13 protein-coding genes are annotated in these 15,911 nt (G+C 67.0%); 8 read left to right on the top strand and 5 right to left on the bottom strand.

Translation table 11 applies throughout. The features are described 5' to 3' along the window. Nucleotides 1-19: 19 nt before the first annotated feature. From QW845_RS13210 to QW845_RS13180, 7 genes are all read left to right on the top strand, one after another. On the top strand, nucleotides 20-922 hold the full coding sequence (locus QW845_RS13210; RefSeq protein ID WP_315802009.1) for a LysR substrate-binding domain-containing protein: 903 nt from the start codon (nucleotides 20-22) through the stop codon (nucleotides 920-922). A gap of 134 nt (nucleotides 923-1,056) precedes the next feature. Continuing rightward, nucleotides 1,057-2,001, top strand: coding sequence for a 5-dehydro-4-deoxyglucarate dehydratase (gene kdgD / locus QW845_RS13205; protein ID WP_315802008.1), 945 nt, complete (start codon nucleotides 1,057-1,059; stop codon nucleotides 1,999-2,001). Nucleotides 2,002-2,154: 153 nt separating this feature from the next. Then, nucleotides 2,155-3,510 carry a glucarate dehydratase gene (gene gudD, locus QW845_RS13200; RefSeq protein WP_315802007.1) on the top strand — a complete coding sequence of 452 codons (1,356 nt, stop codon included), beginning with the start codon at nucleotides 2,155-2,157 and terminating at the stop codon, nucleotides 3,508-3,510. Nucleotides 3,511-3,563: 53 nt separating this feature from the next. Then, nucleotides 3,564-5,012, top strand: coding sequence for an aldehyde dehydrogenase family protein (locus QW845_RS13195; protein WP_315802006.1), 1,449 nt, complete (start codon nucleotides 3,564-3,566; stop codon nucleotides 5,010-5,012). 294 nt (nucleotides 5,013-5,306) lie between these two features. Then, the gene (gene garD / locus QW845_RS13190; protein ID WP_315802005.1) at nucleotides 5,307-6,845 is read left to right on the top strand and encodes a galactarate dehydratase; all 1,539 of its coding nucleotides are present in this window, start codon (nucleotides 5,307-5,309) and stop codon (nucleotides 6,843-6,845) included. A gap of 180 nt (nucleotides 6,846-7,025) precedes the next feature. Next, nucleotides 7,026-7,820 (top strand): class II aldolase/adducin family protein, encoded by a 795-nt coding sequence (locus tag QW845_RS13185; RefSeq protein ID WP_315802004.1) that lies wholly within the window; start codon nucleotides 7,026-7,028, stop codon nucleotides 7,818-7,820. A gap of 323 nt (nucleotides 7,821-8,143) precedes the next feature. Beyond that, nucleotides 8,144-8,722 carry a hypothetical protein gene (locus QW845_RS13180; RefSeq protein ID WP_315802003.1) on the top strand — a complete coding sequence of 193 codons (579 nt, stop codon included), beginning with the start codon at nucleotides 8,144-8,146 and terminating at the stop codon, nucleotides 8,720-8,722. 737 nt (nucleotides 8,723-9,459) lie between these two features. Here QW845_RS13180 and QW845_RS13175 read toward each other — a convergent pair. Beyond that, complete coding sequence (locus QW845_RS13175) at nucleotides 9,460-10,908, bottom strand: PLP-dependent aminotransferase family protein (protein ID WP_315802002.1); 1,449 nt, start codon at nucleotides 10,906-10,908, stop codon at nucleotides 9,460-9,462. A gap of 64 nt (nucleotides 10,909-10,972) precedes the next feature. On the opposite strand from QW845_RS13175, the gene QW845_RS13170 reads away from it, so the two are divergent. Beyond that, a complete protein-coding gene (locus QW845_RS13170) occupies nucleotides 10,973-11,698 on the top strand; it encodes a pyridoxamine 5'-phosphate oxidase family protein (protein ID WP_315802001.1) in 726 nt (241 codons plus the stop codon). Nucleotides 11,699-12,028: 330 nt separating this feature from the next. Here QW845_RS13170 and QW845_RS13165 read toward each other — a convergent pair whose 3' ends face one another. From QW845_RS13165 to QW845_RS13150, 4 genes are read right to left on the bottom strand one after another with little or no spacing between them, the layout of a single operon-like run. Next, the gene (locus QW845_RS13165; RefSeq protein WP_315802000.1) at nucleotides 12,029-13,075 is read right to left on the bottom strand and encodes an ABC transporter substrate-binding protein; all 1,047 of its coding nucleotides are present in this window, start codon (nucleotides 13,073-13,075) and stop codon (nucleotides 12,029-12,031) included. Further along, entirely contained in the window at nucleotides 13,072-14,244 is a 1,173-nt protein-coding gene (locus tag QW845_RS13160; RefSeq protein WP_315801999.1) for an FAD-dependent oxidoreductase, read from the bottom strand. Before QW845_RS13160 ends, QW845_RS13165 begins: the two co-directional genes overlap by 4 nt. Then, on the bottom strand, nucleotides 14,228-15,622 hold the full coding sequence (locus tag QW845_RS13155) for an NAD(P)/FAD-dependent oxidoreductase (RefSeq protein ID WP_315801998.1): 1,395 nt from the start codon (nucleotides 15,620-15,622) through the stop codon (nucleotides 14,228-14,230). Before QW845_RS13155 ends, QW845_RS13160 begins: the two co-directional genes overlap by 17 nt. After that, the gene (locus QW845_RS13150) at nucleotides 15,615-15,908 is read right to left on the bottom strand and encodes a (2Fe-2S)-binding protein (RefSeq protein ID WP_315801997.1); all 294 of its coding nucleotides are present in this window, start codon (nucleotides 15,906-15,908) and stop codon (nucleotides 15,615-15,617) included. The genes QW845_RS13155 and QW845_RS13150 overlap by 8 nt, the downstream gene beginning before the upstream one ends. Nucleotides 15,909-15,911 lie beyond the last annotated feature (3 nt).

Here is a 15,911-nt window from a genome sequence, read left to right as displayed (position 1 = left end):
CCATGCCGAGGATGCATCGATGTTCGACCTCAACCAGCTGCGCTGCTTCGTCACCGTGGCCGAGGAGCTGCATTTCGGCCGCGCCGCGATCCGGCTCAACATGACGCAGCCGCCGCTGTCGCGGCAGATCCAGGTGCTGGAGCACATCATCGATGCGGTCCTGCTCGAGCGCACCAGCCGCTCGGTGAAGCTGACGCCGGCCGGGCGCAGCTTCCTCCCGGAGGCACGGCGCATCCTGAAGATGGCCGAGAGCGCGGCGCAAGTGGCGCAGCGCATCGCCAGCGGCAAGAGCGGCTCGCTCAAGATCGGCTTCACCGCCGCCGCCGCCTACAGCTTCCTGCCCGACCTCGTCGCCGCCTGCCGCAGCGAGCTTCCAGAAGCCGATCTGTCGCTGAAGGAAATGGTCTCCGGCGACCAGATCGAGGCGCTGGCCTCCGGCCAGATCGATGCCGGCCTGCTGCGACCCCCGATCGCGCGCCCCGAATTCGCCACCCGCCGCGTCGTCGCCGAGCCGCTCTGCGCCGCGCTGCCGCGCCGCCATCGTCTCGCCTCCGCCGAGAGCGTGTCGATCCGCGATTTCGACGGCCAGCCCTTCATCATGTATTCGCAGACCGAGGCGCGCTATTTCCACGACCTTCTGGTCTCGCAATTCATGCGCGCCGAGGTGCTGCCGCGCTACGTGCAGCATCTCAGCCAGATCCATTCGATCCTGGCGATGGTGCGCGCCGGCCTCGGGCTTGCGATCGTGCCCGAAGCTGCCTCCAGCCTGAAGATCGCCGATGTCCGGCTGCGGCCGCTGAAGCTGCGCAACCCGACGCCGGCCGAGCTGTTCCTGGTCTGGCGGCGCGAGCACGACAATCCGCTGCTGCCGGCACTGGTCGATCTGGCCGGCAATCTCGCCGTGCAGCAAGCGGAAGATTGATATCTGATCCGCATCAATCGATACCGTCATTGGCTTGGACCGGCATTGAACTTGGTCCTACGACATCGCCCGGGGGAATGCGCGCCGGCGCCTGCCGCGCCCGTTCCCAAGGACATTCGTGAAGGACCCGCGCGATGAGCAAGATGACCCCGACGGAATTGGCTGCGAAGATCGGCAGCGGCCTGCTCTCCTTCCCCGTGACGCCGTTCAAGGCCGACTATTCGTTCGACGAGGCCACCTATCGCGCCAACATGGACTGGCTGTGCGGCTATGAGGTCGCAGGCCTGTTCGCCGCCGGCGGCACCGGCGAGTTCTTCTCGCTGACGGCGGCCGAGGTGCCCGAGGTGGTCAAGGTCGCGGTCGACGAGACCCGTGGCCGCGTGCCCGTGCTGGCCGGCACCGGCTATGGCACGGCGATCGCGCGCGAGATCGCCATTGGGGCCGAGAAGGCCGGCGCCGACGGCCTGTTGCTGCTGCCGCCCTACCTGATGCATGCCGAGCAGGAGGGCCTCGCCGCCCATGTCGAGGCGATCTGCAAGTCGGTCGAGATCGGCGTCATCGTCTACAATCGCGACAACGCCATCCTGCAGCCGGATACGCTGGCGCGGCTGTGCGAGCGCTGTCCGAACCTGGTCGGCTACAAGGACGGCATCGGCGACATCGAGCTGATGACCCGCGTCTACAGCAAGATGGGCGACCGCCTGACCTATATCGGCGGCCTGCCGACCGCCGAGACCTTCGCCCTGCCCTATCTCGACATGGGCGTGACAACCTACTCCTCGGCCGTGTTCAACTTCGTGCCGGAGTTCGCGACGAACTTCTATGCCGCGGTGCGCAAGCGCGACCACGCCACCATCCATGCCGGATTGAAGGATTTCATTTTGCCGCTGATCGCGATACGCAACCGCAGGAAGGGCTACGCGGTCTCGATCATCAAGGCCGGCATGAAGGTCATCGGCCGCGATTCCGGCCCTGTCCGCCTGCCGCTGACCGACCTCACCGAGGCCGAGATGGCCGAGCTGACCGCGCTGGTGAAGGCGCTGCCGGGTGCCGTGACGGCGCAGCAGGCGGCGGAGTGATTTCGCAGTCATGCCTGGGCAAGGCCGCAAGGCCTTGAACCCGGGATCTCGAAGTTGATGGAAAAGAAGCGGCGCAAGCCAATCTCTGGATTCCGGGTTCAGCCCTGACGGGCCGGCCCGGAATGACGGAGGTAAGAAGACGAGGAGGAGCACATGAGTCACGACGCCACCCGCACGGACATCTCCGGGGCGCCGGTCGTCACCGGCATGGAGGTCATTCCGGTCGCCGGCCGTGACAGCATGCTGCTCAACCTCAGCGGCGCGCATGGGCCGTTCTTCACCCGCAACCTCGTCATCCTGACCGACAATGCCGGCCACACCGGCGTCGGCGAGGTGCCGGGCGGCGAGAAGATCCGGCAGACCTTGGAAGATGCGAAGAGCCTGATCGTTGGCCAGAGCATCGGCGCCTGCAACACGATCCTCGCGACGATGCGCACCGCCTTCGCCGACCGCGACGCCGGGGGCCGCGGCAAGCAGACTTTTGATTTGCGCGTGATGATCCACGCCGTGACCGCAGTGGAATCGGCGCTGCTCGATCTCTTGGGTCAGCATCTCGGCCTGCCGGTGGCGGCGCTGCTCGGCGAAGGCCAGCAGCGCGCATCGGTCGAAGCGCTCGGCTATCTGTTCTTCATCGGCGACCGCCGCAAGACCGACCTGCCCTACGCCACCGGCGAGGGCGAGAAGGATGGCTGGTATACGCTGCGACATCAGGAGGCGATGACACCCGAAGCTGTCGTGCGCCTCGCCGAGGCCACCCACGACGCCTACGGCTTCGCCGACTTCAAGCTCAAGGGCGGTGTGCTCGCGGGCGAAGCCGAGATCGAGGCGGTGACCGCGATCGCGAAACGCTTCCCGCAGGCCCGCGTGACGCTCGATCCCAACGGCGCGTGGTCGCTGGATGAGGCGATCCGCCTCTGCAAGGACATGCATGGCATCCTTGCCTATGCCGAGGATCCCTGCGGCGCCGAGGCCGGCTTCTCCGGCCGCGAGATCATGGCCGAATTCCGCCGCGCCACCGGCCTGCCGACCGCCACCAACATGATCGCCACGGACTGGCGGCAGCTCAGTCATGCGCTGCGCCTCGGCGCGGTCGACATTCCCCTGGCCGATCCCCATTTCTGGACCATGCAGGGCTCGGTGCGCGTCGCCCAGACCTGCCGCGACAATGGCCTGACCTGGGGTTCACACTCCAACAACCATTTCGACATTTCGCTGGCGATGTTCACCCATGTCGCGGCCGCCGCACCGGGCAAGGTCACAGCGATCGACACCCACTGGATCTGGCAGGACGGCCAGGCGCTGACCAGGCAGCCGCTGCAGATCAAGGCCGGCAAGATCGCGGTGCCCGAGCAACCCGGGCTCGGCATCGAGGTTGACCGCGACGCCATCGAAAAGGCTCATGCGCTGTACAAGAGCCACGGGCTCGGCGCACGCGACGACGCCGTCGCAATGCAGTATCTGATCCCCGGCTGGACCTTCGACGACAAGCGCCCCTGTCTCGTGCGATGACGGCGGCGATCGGTTAGATTGTCCGAGCAATCGCGCAAAGTCTGGAGAACAACATGAACGCGATCCTCAAGAATTTCATCGCCGGCGAATGGGTCGACGGCAGCGGGGTGACCCGCAACATCAACCCCTCGAACACCAACGACGTCGTCGGCGAATACGCCAAGGCCGACAAGGCGCAGACCGAAAAGGCGGTCGCCGCCGCCAAGGCCGCCTTCCCCGCCTGGTCGCGCTCGACCCCGCAGGAACGCTACGACGCGCTGAACAAGATCTCGGCGGAGATCCTGTCGCGCAAGGAAGAGCTCGGCCGCCTGCTCGCCCGCGAGGAAGGCAAGACCCTGCCGGAGGGCATCGGCGAGGTCGCCCGCGCCGGCCAGATCTTTGCGTTCTTTGCCGGCGAGGCGCTGCGCCTGACCGGCGAGAAGGGCGCCTCGATCCGTCCGGGTCTCGACGTCGAGATCACCCGCGAGGCCGTCGGCGTCGTCGGCATGATCACGCCCTGGAATTTCCCGATCGCGATCCCCGCCTGGAAGATCGCGCCCGCGCTCTGCTACGGCAACACGGTGGTGTTCAAGCCGGCCGAGCTGGTGCCCGGCTCCGCGCATGCGCTGTCCGAGATCATCGCCCGCTCCGGCCTTCCCGCCGGCGTGTTCAACCTCGTCGTCGGCTCCGGCTCGGTGGTCGGCCAGACCCTGCTCGAGCACCCGGACGTTGCCGCGATCTCGTTCACGGGCTCGGTCGGCACGGGCCGCAAGATCGCGCAGGCCTGCGTGCTGTCAACCCCGATGAAGAAATTTCAGCTCGAGATGGGCGGCAAGAACCCGCTGGTCGTGCTCGACGATGCCGACGTCAAGGTCGCGGTCGAAGCCGCCGCCAACGGCGCCTATTTCTCCACCGGCCAGCGCTGCACGGCCTCCTCGCGCCTGATCGTCACCGAGGGCATTCACGACAAGTTCGTTGAAGCGCTGACGGAACGTCTGAAGGGCCTCGTCGTCGACGACGCCGTCAAGCAGGGCACCCATATCGGCCCGGTGGTCGACGGCAATCAGCTCGAGCAGGACCAGCGCTATCTCAAGATCGGCCAGGACGAAGGCGCCAAGCTGACCTGGGGCGGCGAGCTTCTGAACCGCGAGACCCCCGGCTTCTATATGCAGCCGGCGCTGTTCACCGAAGCCACCAACACCATGCGCATCGCCCGCGAGGAGATCTTCGGACCGGTCGCCTGCGTCATCCGCGCCAAGAACTACGACGAGGCGCTGGCGATCGCCAACGACACCGAGTTCGGCCTCGCGGCGGGCGTCTGCACCACCAGCCTGAAATACGCCTCGCACTTCAAGCGCAACAGCGAGGCCGGCATGGTGATGGTCAACCTGCCGACCGCCGGCGTCGACTACCACGTCCCGTTCGGCGGCCGCAAAGGCTCGAGCTACGGCGCCCGCGAGCAGGGCTCCTACGCCCGCGAGTTCTACACCACGGTGAAGACGGCCTACACCTTCCCGGTGTGAGCCCTCATCATTGCGAGCGAATGAGATCGCGGCAGAGGCGGTCTGCTCCCTCTCCCCGTTCTTACGGGGAGAGGGCTGGGGTGAGGGGCAGCCGCACGGACAGTCTCCGCGGCGAGCCCCCCTCACCCGGATTGCTTCTCCGATGCAATCCGACCTCTCCCTGCGGGAGAGGTGAAGAGAGAGCTGTAGGGTAGGCAAAGGCGCGACAGCGCCGTGCCCACCGACAGTCGACCAAGACGAAAGACGGTGGGCACGCTTCGCTTTGCCCACCTTACGGAGCACAACGGAGCCAGCATGAACCAGCAGGTCGTGACCCAGGAGCCCCGCACCATCAAGCTCAACGCGCGCGACAACGTCGCGATCGTGGTGAACGATTTCGGCCTGCCTGCCGGCACCAAGCTGCCCGACGGCCTGACGCTGAAGACCTTCGTCCCGCAGGGCCACAAGACCGCGCTGGTCGACATCGCGCAAGGCGCGCCGATCGTCCGCTACGGCGAGATCATCGGCACTGCGAAATCGCCGATCGGAGCCGGAGAATGGGTCGACGAAGCGCGCATCGATATGCCGGAGGCTCCTGCCCTCGACAAGCTGGAGATTTCGACCGCCGTCCCGGCGCCGCTGCCGCCGCTCGACGGCTACACCTTCGAAGGCTATCGCAACGCCGACGGCTCGGTCGGCACCCGCAACGTGCTCGGCATCTCGACCTCGGTCCAATGCGTCAAGGGTACGCTCGAATTCGCGATCAAGCGCATCAAGAGCGAGCTGCTGCCGAAGTACCCAAATGTCGATGACGTCGTCGCGCTCACCCACGCCTATGGCTGCGGCGTCGCGATCACGGCGCCAGATGCCGTGGTGCCGATCCGAACCCTGCAGAACCTCGCACTGAACCCGAATTTTGGCGGCGAGATCCTGGTCGTCGGCCTCGGCTGCGAGAAGCTCGCGCCGGAGCGGCTGCTGCCGGAGGGCACGGAAGACTCCATCGTGCGCATGCAGGACGAAGCCTTCGACGGCTTCGGCGCCATCGTGGACGCCATCATGACCCAGGCCGACCGTCGCCTCGCCGAGCTCAACAAGCGCAAGCGCGAGACCTGCCCGGCGTCCGATCTCGTGATCGGCCTGCAATGCGGCGGCAGCGACGCGTTCTCCGGCGTGACCGCCAATCCCGCCGTCGGCTTCGCCGCCGACCTGCTGGTGCGCGCCGGCGCGACCGTGATGTTCTCGGAAGTCACGGAAGTCCGCGATGCCATCCAGCTGCTCACCCGCCGCGCCATCAACGAGGAGGTCGGCCGCGCGCTGATCCGCGAGATGGACTGGTACGACTCCTATCTCGCCCGCGGTGGCGCCGATCGCAGCGCCAACACCACGCCCGGCAACAAGAAGGGCGGCCTCGCCAACATCGTCGAGAAGTCGCTGGGCTCGATCGTGAAGTCGGGCTCCGGTCCGATCCATGGCGTGCTGGCGCCGGGCGAGAAGGCCAAGCAGAAGGGCATGCTGTTCGCCGCGACGCCGGCGAGCGACTTCATCTGCGGCACCTTGCAGCTCGCCTCCGGCATGACCCTCCAGGTCTTCACCACCGGCCGCGGCACGCCTTACGGCCTTGCCGCCGCCCCAGTCATCAAGGTCGCGACCCGCAGCGAGCTCGCGCGGCGCTGGAAAGACCTCATCGACTTCGATGCCGGCCGCATCGCCACCGGCGAGATGACCATCGAGGAGACCGGCTGGGAGCTGTTCAAGCTGATCCTCGACGTCGCCTCCGGCCGCACCAAGCCATGGTCGGACCGCTGGGGCATCCACAACGATCTGACGCTGTTCAATCCGGCTCCGGTGACCTGAGGGAGCAACATCGCTCATCCTGATATGGCGATGATTTCGCTCAGACCTGTCCCCGTCATTGCGAGCAGAGCGAAGCAATCCAGAGTCCCGCCTACTATTCTGGATTGCTTCGCTTCGCTCGCAATGACGCGTATGTTTAAGCGACGAGCCTGGATCACGCAGGCCGGGAGGGAAAATCAGATGTCGAGCTTCAGCCGCCTTGCCGTCCTTGCGGTCACCGCCCTCCTTCTCTCCGCCACCCCCTCCCGCGCCGACGACTCCATCCCCGGCGTGCCGCGCGAGCTGCTCGAGGACATCGCGACCGGCAGCCGCATCCTCGCCGATCTCGGCGTCGTCGATGCCTTCGGCCATGTCAGCGCGCGCAGTCCCGCCAATCCGCACCACTTCCTGATGGCACGCTCGATCGCGCCGGCGCAGGTGACGGCCAACGACATCATGGAGTTCGACGAGAATGGCGAGCCGGTCGATGCGAAGAACCGTGCGGTGTTCCTCGAACGCTTCATCCATGCCGAGATCTACAAGGCCCGTCCGGACGTCAACGCCGTCGTGCACACCCATTCGCCGGGCGTCGTGCCGTTCAGCGTCAGCCATACACCCTTGAAGCCGCTGTATCACAACGCCGCCTTCCTCGGCGACGGCGCGCCGGTGTGGGACATCGGCAAGGAGTTCGGCGCCACCGACATGCTGGTGCGCAATAATGCGATCGGCAAATCGCTCGCATCCGCGCTCGGCGACAAGTCCGTGGTGCTGATGCGCGGCCATGGTGACGTCACCGTCGGTCCTGCGGTCAAGGCCGCCGTGTTCCGCGCCTATTACACCGACGTGAATGCGAAGCTGCAGGCGCAGGCACTCGGGCTCGGCTCCGAGGTGACGTATCTCAGCGCCGAGGAGGCTGCCAAGGCCGATGGCGTCAACATGGTGATCATGGATCGTGCCTGGGCGCTTTGGAAGCAGAAGGTGCAGTCGGCGAAGTAGTCCTGGAGGTTGAAGATCATTTCACCGCAGCGGTGCCCCGGAATCCTGTGACGCGTTGGGCCACGACGTGACAATGTCATCGGTTTCTCCCTGTCGTTGTCGTGTTGGGCCGTTGTTCCGGCCGTATCGATCCCATGGGGCTTGCGTCCCGGAACTTTCCATTGCTTTTGCGGTATCGAACGACCACCGGCGCGGTTCAGCGTCGGGCTCTGCACGGGTGCGATGGGAGGTGCACAGCGCTGCTTCCGACCTCTTTTTGCCGCAAAGCTGACACATCGCTTGACCTCTCGCGCCGTCCCGATTCCTCCAGGCTCTCCCCGCGGATGCCCCTGCATTTTCCTCGCCTCGCCGTCCTTGCGCTCGCGCTCTCCCTGGGGACGCCATGTCTGGCTCAGCAGCCGATGCCGGTGGCGGGCGCGCCGGAGGACCGGCCCGACATCGATCTCTATGCGCTGATGTCCGGCACCTGCCGCACCGCGAAGGTCGATGGCCGCGAATATTCGTGCAAGACGGTGGCGTTCTTTCACAGCGAGAAGGGACGCGCTCATTTCACCGTCGCGCTCGACGATCCCGCTGACGAGAATCACATCATCGCGTTCTCCGGCGTCAATGGCCGCAGGTCGATTCAGAACGTCTACGAATTGCCGATCGACCGCATGCTGCTGAACTCCAAGCATCGTCCGAAGGTCGATGGCATTCCGGTGCCGGCCACGAAGAGCTCGGCCGGCGTGTGCCGTCAGGTCGGCAATTTCGCGATGCTCAAGGTCACCAGCGTGACCTGCTCCGCCAAGGACGACAGCGGCCGCGCCTATGAGCTGGTGTTCGTCTCCGACGGCACGCCCATCACCTTGCGCCGGGTGCGCCAGACGATGACGAACGCCGAGCACAATCCCTATGAATAAGCGCGTAGCGATTGCGGCGACCGCGCGCATCCGCGTCGCCTGACGCGCATCTGCTCCAATCCGCATCTCGAACAGCCATGAACATGAGGGCGCGTTAACATGAGGGCGCGTTCTCGCGGCAGATGATGCCCGAGGCTTACGATCCATCTCGCCCCTTCGAAGTGCAAAGGGCGCAGGGAATGCCGGGTGAAGGCCCCACCCATGGCCCGCCTGCGAAAAAAATGCAGGCGGCAGGTACCACAGGCAAAGCCGTACACTCCGGCATTCCCTGCGCGACGGTCTTCACGCTTATACGCAGTCTCCCTGGTGCGCCGGGCTTGTTGGCCACCATGGCGCAATGCGCTTGCGCGCATTGCGCTGGACACCAGCGTCGGGGTGTCAGGACCCTGCGACTTCACGTCCGCAGCCTCGCCGTTCGTCCACGCATCCAAAGACACGTTGCGGCTTGATCGCGGCCATCGCATCCCCGCCTCGCGTGTCGTGACGATCGCGCGCAACGCCCCTCTGCGGTGAGGCGGGATGCGCAACCAAAGCATGATTTTCGAAAAAACGAAAGTGGAAAATGCGAGCGCGCGACCAGGCATCGAGAGGCCGTTGAACGGATTGAACAAAATTACGACGGCTTGTTGCGCGCAACCGCTGGCGGCGGCCTCTGCACAGGCGCGCAGACGTTCAGAGCGGGGCTGATTTGCCCGACGTGCCGGCTCGGCCACACCCGTAACATCGACAAGCGACGCTCAGCGCGGGCGCGCAACCGCGCCCAGGAGATCCTGTGCGGCGCGCCCGAGCCGCCTGGCGGCATCGGCGAGATCCTTCGCCGCAAAGCCCGAATAGCCCAGGATGAAACCGTCAGGTCCGCGCTGCACGATCCGCGCATCGGACAACAGCCGGCACTCGATGCCGGCGCGGTCGCGGATCAATTTCGCCGTGCCCTTCGGCGCTGCGGGCGGCAAGGTCGCCAGCAGATGCAATCCTTGCGAGGGCGCGGCCAGTTGCAGACTGCCCTTGCCGTGCCTGGCGAGCGCTTCGGCGACGACATCGCGCGCCTGGCGGTAGCGCGGGCGCATCCGCCGCATGTGCGCCGCGAGCACGCCGTCGGCCATCAGGTCGGCCAGCGCGTCTTGCATGAAGGCCGGGGGAAACCGGTCCTGCGCCGCGCGCGCCGCGACCACCCGCGCGACCAGCGCCGGCGGCACCACGAGATAGCCGAGCCGCAGTCCCGCGAACAGCGTCTTGCCGAAGGTGCCGAGATAGATCACGCGCTCGCCGCCGATGCCGGCCAACGCCGTCAGCGGCGGACCTGCAAAGCGGTACTCGCTGTCGTAGTCGTCCTCGAAGATGTAGGCGTCCGCCCTGCGCGCCCAGTCGAGCAGCGCGATGCGCCGCGCCATGCTCATCGCAACACCGGTCGGAAACTGATGCGATGGCGTCACGTAGGCAGCCTTGGCCGCCGTGTACGCCGCCTCCCCCGAGCTCACGATAATGCCTTCATCATCGACCGGCACCGGGACCAGCTTCGCGCCGGTCGTGCTCAACGTATAGCGAGAAGCGACGTAGCCGGGGTCCTCGAACCAGACGGGATCGCCCGGCGCAAGCAGCGCATCGATGCACAGCCGCAGGCCGTGCTGGGTGCCGCTCACGATCAGGATGCAGCTTGGGTCGCAGCGGACGCCGCGATTGGCCGCAAGATAGTGCGCGACCTCGGTGCGCAGATGCAGGCTGCCGCGCGGATCGCCATAGCCGAGCTCATCGGGCGCGGCGTTGGCGATGCGGCGCCGGCTGGCCGCGGCGAGCCGCCGCAACAGGACGGGATCGACCAGCGTGCAGCCGAGCGCGAACGGCCGGCGCGGCGGAATGCGGATGTCCAGCTCGGCGACCGGTGCGGCGACCTGCGGCGCGGGCAGCCGTGCCGCCACATAGGTGCCGGCGCCGTGGCGCGCCTCGACCAGGCCATCCGACAGCAGCGCCTCATAGGCCGCGACGATCGCGTTGCGGCGGACGCCGAGCTGCTCGGCGAGCCCGCGCGTCGACGGCAGACGCAGGCCGGGCGCGAGCAGCCCGTCGACGATGCCGGTCCGCAACGCGCCATGCACCTGCTGCGACTGGCTGCGGATGCTGCGGTCGAGCCGGATCGGCAGCGCCAGCACGTCGTCGCGGCGTCGCGAAGTGGTTGGTCGCTTTCGCATCGAAGTGGAACTCCCGGCAACCACTTTGCCATGGCATGACTGCGGCGGAAACAGGAGACTGACGATGTCCGAGCAACAGATGCCGAGCTATCCCGTCGACGACACCAACCGGGTCAAGCGGCGGCATCAGCGCGCCCACTACGATCATGCGACGGTCCATGCCGTGCTCGATTCCGCAACGCTGTGCCACGTATCCTATGTCATCGACGGCCAGCCCTATTGCACGCCGACGCTGTTCTGGCGCGAGGGAACGACGCTGTATTGGCATGGCTCGAGCGCGAGCCGGATGCTGCGCAACCAATCCGAGGGACAGCCGGCCTGTCTCACCGTCACCCATCTCGACGCGCTGGTGCTGGCGCGCAGCGCCTTCCACCATTCCGCCGACTACCGCTCGGTGATGGCGTTCGGCCATGCCCGGCTGATCGAGGATCAGGCGGAGAAGGAGCGCGCGCTGGTGATGATGGTCGACCGCCTGTTTCCCGGCCGCACGGCGAGCCTGCGCCAGACCACTGAGCAGGAGCTCAAGGCGACATCGGTTATCACCATGGAAATCGAGAAGGCATCGGCGAAGATCCGCGCCGCCGGCGTCATCGATGACGAGGAAGATTATGCGCTGCCTATCTATGCCGAGCGCATTCCGGTCCACACCCTGATCGGCTCGCCGGAGCCCGATGGCCGATTGCTAGAGGGCGTCACCCGTCCCGCAACGCTGTCAGGTTTCAGCTCTGGGCGGCGGCTGGATGAGGCGCTGACGGAGGCGTATGCAGCGAGCTATCCGGCGGGTAGTTAAGATAACGGAAGTGTAGGGTGGGCAAAGGCGCGTCCCAGCGCCGCGTTTGTTGCTGGCTAGCGATCGCGCCGCGCCCACCCTACGGCCCGATCAGATCAGTCAGGGCTACGCTGCCCAATGAAGTGCCCTCTCCCCTTGTGGGAGAGGGCATCGGCGGCCTATCCGCATACGCGTTTGGGTGAGGGGTTCTCTCAACGAACGATGCTCGTGGACAAATACCCCTCACCCAACCGTGATTGGAGCACCGTCCAAAATGCCCTCTCCCACAAGGGGAGAGGGCACATTCACGAGCACCGCGTGCCAAGCGTTACTACTACGCTTCAACGCGCCTTACCGCTCGATCATCCTGTTCCAGCGCGTATTCCATTCGGGGCGCTTGGCGTTGATGACGTCCCAGTCGAGCGTGATCGCGCTCTTCATGTAGGTATGAAACGTCGCGAGCTTCTGCTCGGCTGCCGGGGTGGTCGCCTTCGCGGTCGTGTTGGATGGAACGATGTTGCCGGCCGCCAGCGCCTTGGATTGCGCCTCCGGCGACAACAAATAAGCCGCCAGCTTCTGTGCCAGCTCGGCTTCGGAGTTGTTGGCGATGACACATTCGGCGACCATCAGCACGACCGAGCCCTCCTTCGGCTGCGCATACTCGACCGCGATGCCCTTCTCCTTCAAGGTCGATACCGCCGTCGGCGTTAGCGGGAAGATCGCGGCCTCGCCGGTCTGCACCATCTCGGAGATCTTGGCCGAGTTCGGGATGTATTCGAGCACGTTCTTGCCGATCGAATCGGCGAACGCCTTGAAGCCCGGCTCGACATTGGCCTCGGTGCCGCCGTTGATGCGGTTGAACATCAGGAAGGCGTGCAGGCCGAAGGTCGAGACCGAGGCCGACTGGAACACGACCTTGTCCTTGAATTTCGGATCGGCGAGATCGAGCCACGAGCTCGGCGCCGCCCAGCCCTTCTCGTCGAACAGCTTCTTGTTGTAGGCTAAGCCCGTCATGCCGATGTCGATGCCGGCGGCGATGTCGTCCTTGAGCCGTGCGAACGGCTCGAGCTGCGCCAGACCTTCGCTCGGCCTCAGCTTCTCGCACAGGCCGAGACCGGCGGCGCGGATCATCACGCCGTCGTCGAGAAACATCACGTGCATCTGCGGCTTGTCCTTGGCCGCAATCGCCTTGGCGAGAATCTCCGAGGAGGTGCCGGGCACGACGACGATCTTGACGTCATTCGCCTTCTCGAAGTCCGGAAACACGGCCTGCGTATAGGTGCGCTCGAAATTGCCGCCGTTCATGCCGACATAGAGCGTCTTGGTTTCAGCATACGCGGCTGATGTGGCGAGCATCAGCGCGAGGGCTGGGCCGAGCGCGGCGCGAGCATCGATCATGGCGAGGTCTCCTTCGATCCTGTCGTCATTGCTGCTTGAGATGCATCGCCCGGCTGCGATGCGGGTGGGAAACGTGTGATCGCGAAGGCGCCGATCGGCGTCGAGGTCTCGCCGTCGCGCACCAGCTCGGCCAGGACCTCGCCGACACCCGGCGCGATCTGGAAACCGGCGCCGGAGAAGCCGAAGGCGTGGATCAGGCCCGGCGTCGTCGCGCTCGGCCCGATCACCGGATTGCGGTCGGGCATCGTCGCCTCGGTGCCGCTCCAGAACCGGATCGCCTGGGCGTGGCGCAGTGGACCGAACAGCCCGCTGGCCCGCTGCATGATGGCGAGCACGCCGTCGCTGCGGGGACGCGAAAAATCGGGGTCGGCGAGCGGCGCAGCGCGCTCGCCGCCGACGACGACGTTGCCGCGGGCAACCTGCCGCGCGTAGATGCCGCCGCCCTCGATGCCGATGTTGACGCCGAGAAACGGATCGAGCGGCTCGGTCACGATCATCGAGGGATAGGTGCGCTCCAGCGGCACCGGCTCGCCGAATGCGGCGGCAAAGCCGTCGGCCCATGCGCCGGCGCTGTTGACGACGGTGCGCGCCTTGATGGCGACGTCGCCGGCTTCCAGCGCAAACCCCTCGAACGTCCGGGTGGCGCCCGTGACCTCCGTGGTCTCCAGCACCTCGGCACCGGCGCGACGCGCCGCTGCGGCGAAGGCGGTGGCGACCAGCCGCGGATTGGCGTGGCCGTCGCCGGGACAGAACGAGCCGCCGACGACGTCGCCGCTGATGCCGAAGCGCTCGCGCAACTGGTTGTGACCAACCAGTTCGAGACCGAGTCCGAACGGGGCGACATCGGCGGCGTAGCGTTCCAGGCTCGCCAAGTCCTCAGCGCTCCGCGCGAGCTTGAGATGGCCGGAGCGCACGAACTCGCCGTCGATGCCGATCAGCGCCTCGAGCCGCGGCCAGATCGCGTGGGATCGCTGCGACAGCGGCAGTTGCTCGGACGGGCGTCCCTGCCGGCGCACGCCGCCGTAGTTCACGCCGCTCGCCTGCGCGCCACAAAAACCCTTGTCGAGCAGCGTGACGGAGAGGCCCATGCCGCGCAAGGCGAGCGCGGCAGCGCTGCCGACCAGCCCGCCGCCGATGATCGCGACATCGCTGTCAATGCGCCGGGTCATGCTGCCTCTCGTCGGCGGACAGGCCGGCAGCCAGCGGGATCGGCTTGATCGGCGCCTGCGCGCGCAGCCGGCCGACAGCGCCGATGTCGCGGCGCGTCTGCGCAGCCAACAGCTCCGCGGCGGCCGCGCCGCACATGCGGCCCTGGCAGCGGCCCATGCCGATGCGCGTCACCGCCTTCAGGCGATTGATCTCGGTCAGCGAGAAATCGCTGATCGCGCGCCGCGCCTCGCCGGCATCGATCTCCTCGCAGCGGCACAGCAGCGTGTCATCGGCGATGTCGCCCACCCAATGCGACGGATAGGGAAACGCGGCCTCCAGCCCGTCGCGCAAGCGATCGATCGTCGCAAGCCTGCGCTCGAGCGCGGCAACCCGCCCGGCATCATGCGGCAGGCCGCGATCCTCCAGCAATGCGAGCGCAGCGCGCTCGCCGGCGGCCTCGGCGGCATCAGCGCCGGCGATGCGGGCGCCGTCGCCGGCAAGGTACACGCCCGCGACGCTGCTGCGGCCACTGGCGTCGCGAACCGGCGGATGCGCGCGGTCGCGCGCATCGAAGCGGAAGGCGCAGCCGGCGAGATCGGCCGCCTGGGTTTCCGAGCGCAGATTGAGGCCGTAGCCGATGCCGTCGCAAGCGATCGCGTGCTCCCGCCCGCCGGCGTGATAGGCGATGCGGGCCACCCTGCCCTCGCCCTCGATCCGCACCCGGGACACGCCGAACCGCACGCGCGTGCCGCGCAGCGTCAATTCCGCGGCCATGCGCACCCCACGCAGCACGATGCCGGGCGCCAGCGGCAGCACGCGCAGCAGATTGAGCTTCGCCGACAACGGCGCCGCGTCGAGCACGGCGGCGACGTCGACACCGGCCTTCATGTACTGCCACGCCACCAGATAGAGCAGCGGGCCGGAGCCCGCGAACACCACGCGCCGGCCGATCGCGCAGCCCTGCGCCTTCAGCGCGATCTGCGCGCCGCCGAGCGTGAAGACGCCGGGCAAGGTCCAGCCGGGGATCGGCAGCACGCGATCGGTGGCGCCGGTCGCGAGGATGAGTCCATCATGATTGATGCGATGGCTTGAGCCGTCGCGGAGAATGTCGGCCGCGCCGTCGCGCAGATTCCACAGCAGCGCATTCGGCTGATAGTCGATCGCAGGGCCGAGCGCTGCGAAATCGCGATGCAGCCGCACGGCCTTCGCCGCCTCCGAGCCGTAGCGCGCGGTGGCATCACGGCCGTCAGGCGCGCGCGGCTGGCGATAGATCTGGCCGCCGCAGGCGTGGCCCTCATCGACCACGACCGGCCGCAGACCGGCCGCGACCAATGTCATCGCGGCGCGGATGCCGGCCGGGCCGGCGCCGACGATCAGGGGCGGCGCGCGCTCAGCCATGGCTGCGTCCCCGCTGCGTGACGATGTGCATGCCCGCGGCGAGTTCCGTCGTGCAGGCGCGCAACCGCTCGCCGCTCGCGAGCTGCACCCAGCAATCCTGACAGGCGCCCATCTGGCAGAAGCCGGCCCGTGGCGCGGCGGAAAACTCGCTGTGGCGCAGCCGTTCGACGTTGCAGAGCACGGCCGTCAGCACGGTGTCGCCGGCGCGGCCGTCGCAGGGGGCGCCATCGATCGTGAAGGAGATGACGGCGCTGTCGTTGCGGACGAGGCGATGCAGCAGTGGCATGGT

It is taken from the genome of Bradyrhizobium sp. SZCCHNS3002 (assembly GCF_032377435.1).
In the GTDB taxonomy this organism is placed as follows: domain Bacteria; phylum Pseudomonadota; class Alphaproteobacteria; order Rhizobiales; family Xanthobacteraceae; genus Bradyrhizobium.
The sequence above is the reverse complement of the archived record's forward strand: the minus strand, read 5'-3'. Positions and strand labels throughout refer to the sequence as shown.

Coding starts and splice junctions, on each gene's coding strand:
- QW845_RS13180 (WP_315802003.1), top strand. CDS start 8,144: ATGCCCCTGCATTTTCCTCGCCTCGCCGTCCTTGCGCTCGCGCTCTCC.
- garD (WP_315802005.1), top strand. CDS start 5,307: ATGAACCAGCAGGTCGTGACCCAGGAGCCCCGCACCATCAAGCTCAAC.
- QW845_RS13155 (WP_315801998.1), bottom strand. CDS start 15,622: ATGGCTGAGCGCGCGCCGCCCCTGATCGTCGGCGCCGGCCCGGCCGGC.
- QW845_RS13175 (WP_315802002.1), bottom strand. CDS start 10,908: ATGCGAAAGCGACCAACCACTTCGCGACGCCGCGACGACGTGCTGGCG.
- QW845_RS13195 (WP_315802006.1), top strand. CDS start 3,564: ATGAACGCGATCCTCAAGAATTTCATCGCCGGCGAATGGGTCGACGGC.
- QW845_RS13170 (WP_315802001.1), top strand. CDS start 10,973: ATGTCCGAGCAACAGATGCCGAGCTATCCCGTCGACGACACCAACCGG.
- QW845_RS13160 (WP_315801999.1), bottom strand. CDS start 14,244: ATGACCCGGCGCATTGACAGCGATGTCGCGATCATCGGCGGCGGGCTG.
- gudD (WP_315802007.1), top strand. CDS start 2,155: ATGAGTCACGACGCCACCCGCACGGACATCTCCGGGGCGCCGGTCGTC.
- kdgD (WP_315802008.1), top strand. CDS start 1,057: ATGAGCAAGATGACCCCGACGGAATTGGCTGCGAAGATCGGCAGCGGC.
- QW845_RS13210 (WP_315802009.1), top strand. CDS start 20: ATGTTCGACCTCAACCAGCTGCGCTGCTTCGTCACCGTGGCCGAGGAG.
- QW845_RS13150 (WP_315801997.1), bottom strand. CDS start 15,908: ATGCCACTGCTGCATCGCCTCGTCCGCAACGACAGCGCCGTCATCTCC.
- QW845_RS13185 (WP_315802004.1), top strand. CDS start 7,026: ATGTCGAGCTTCAGCCGCCTTGCCGTCCTTGCGGTCACCGCCCTCCTT.
- QW845_RS13165 (WP_315802000.1), bottom strand. CDS start 13,075: ATGATCGATGCTCGCGCCGCGCTCGGCCCAGCCCTCGCGCTGATGCTC.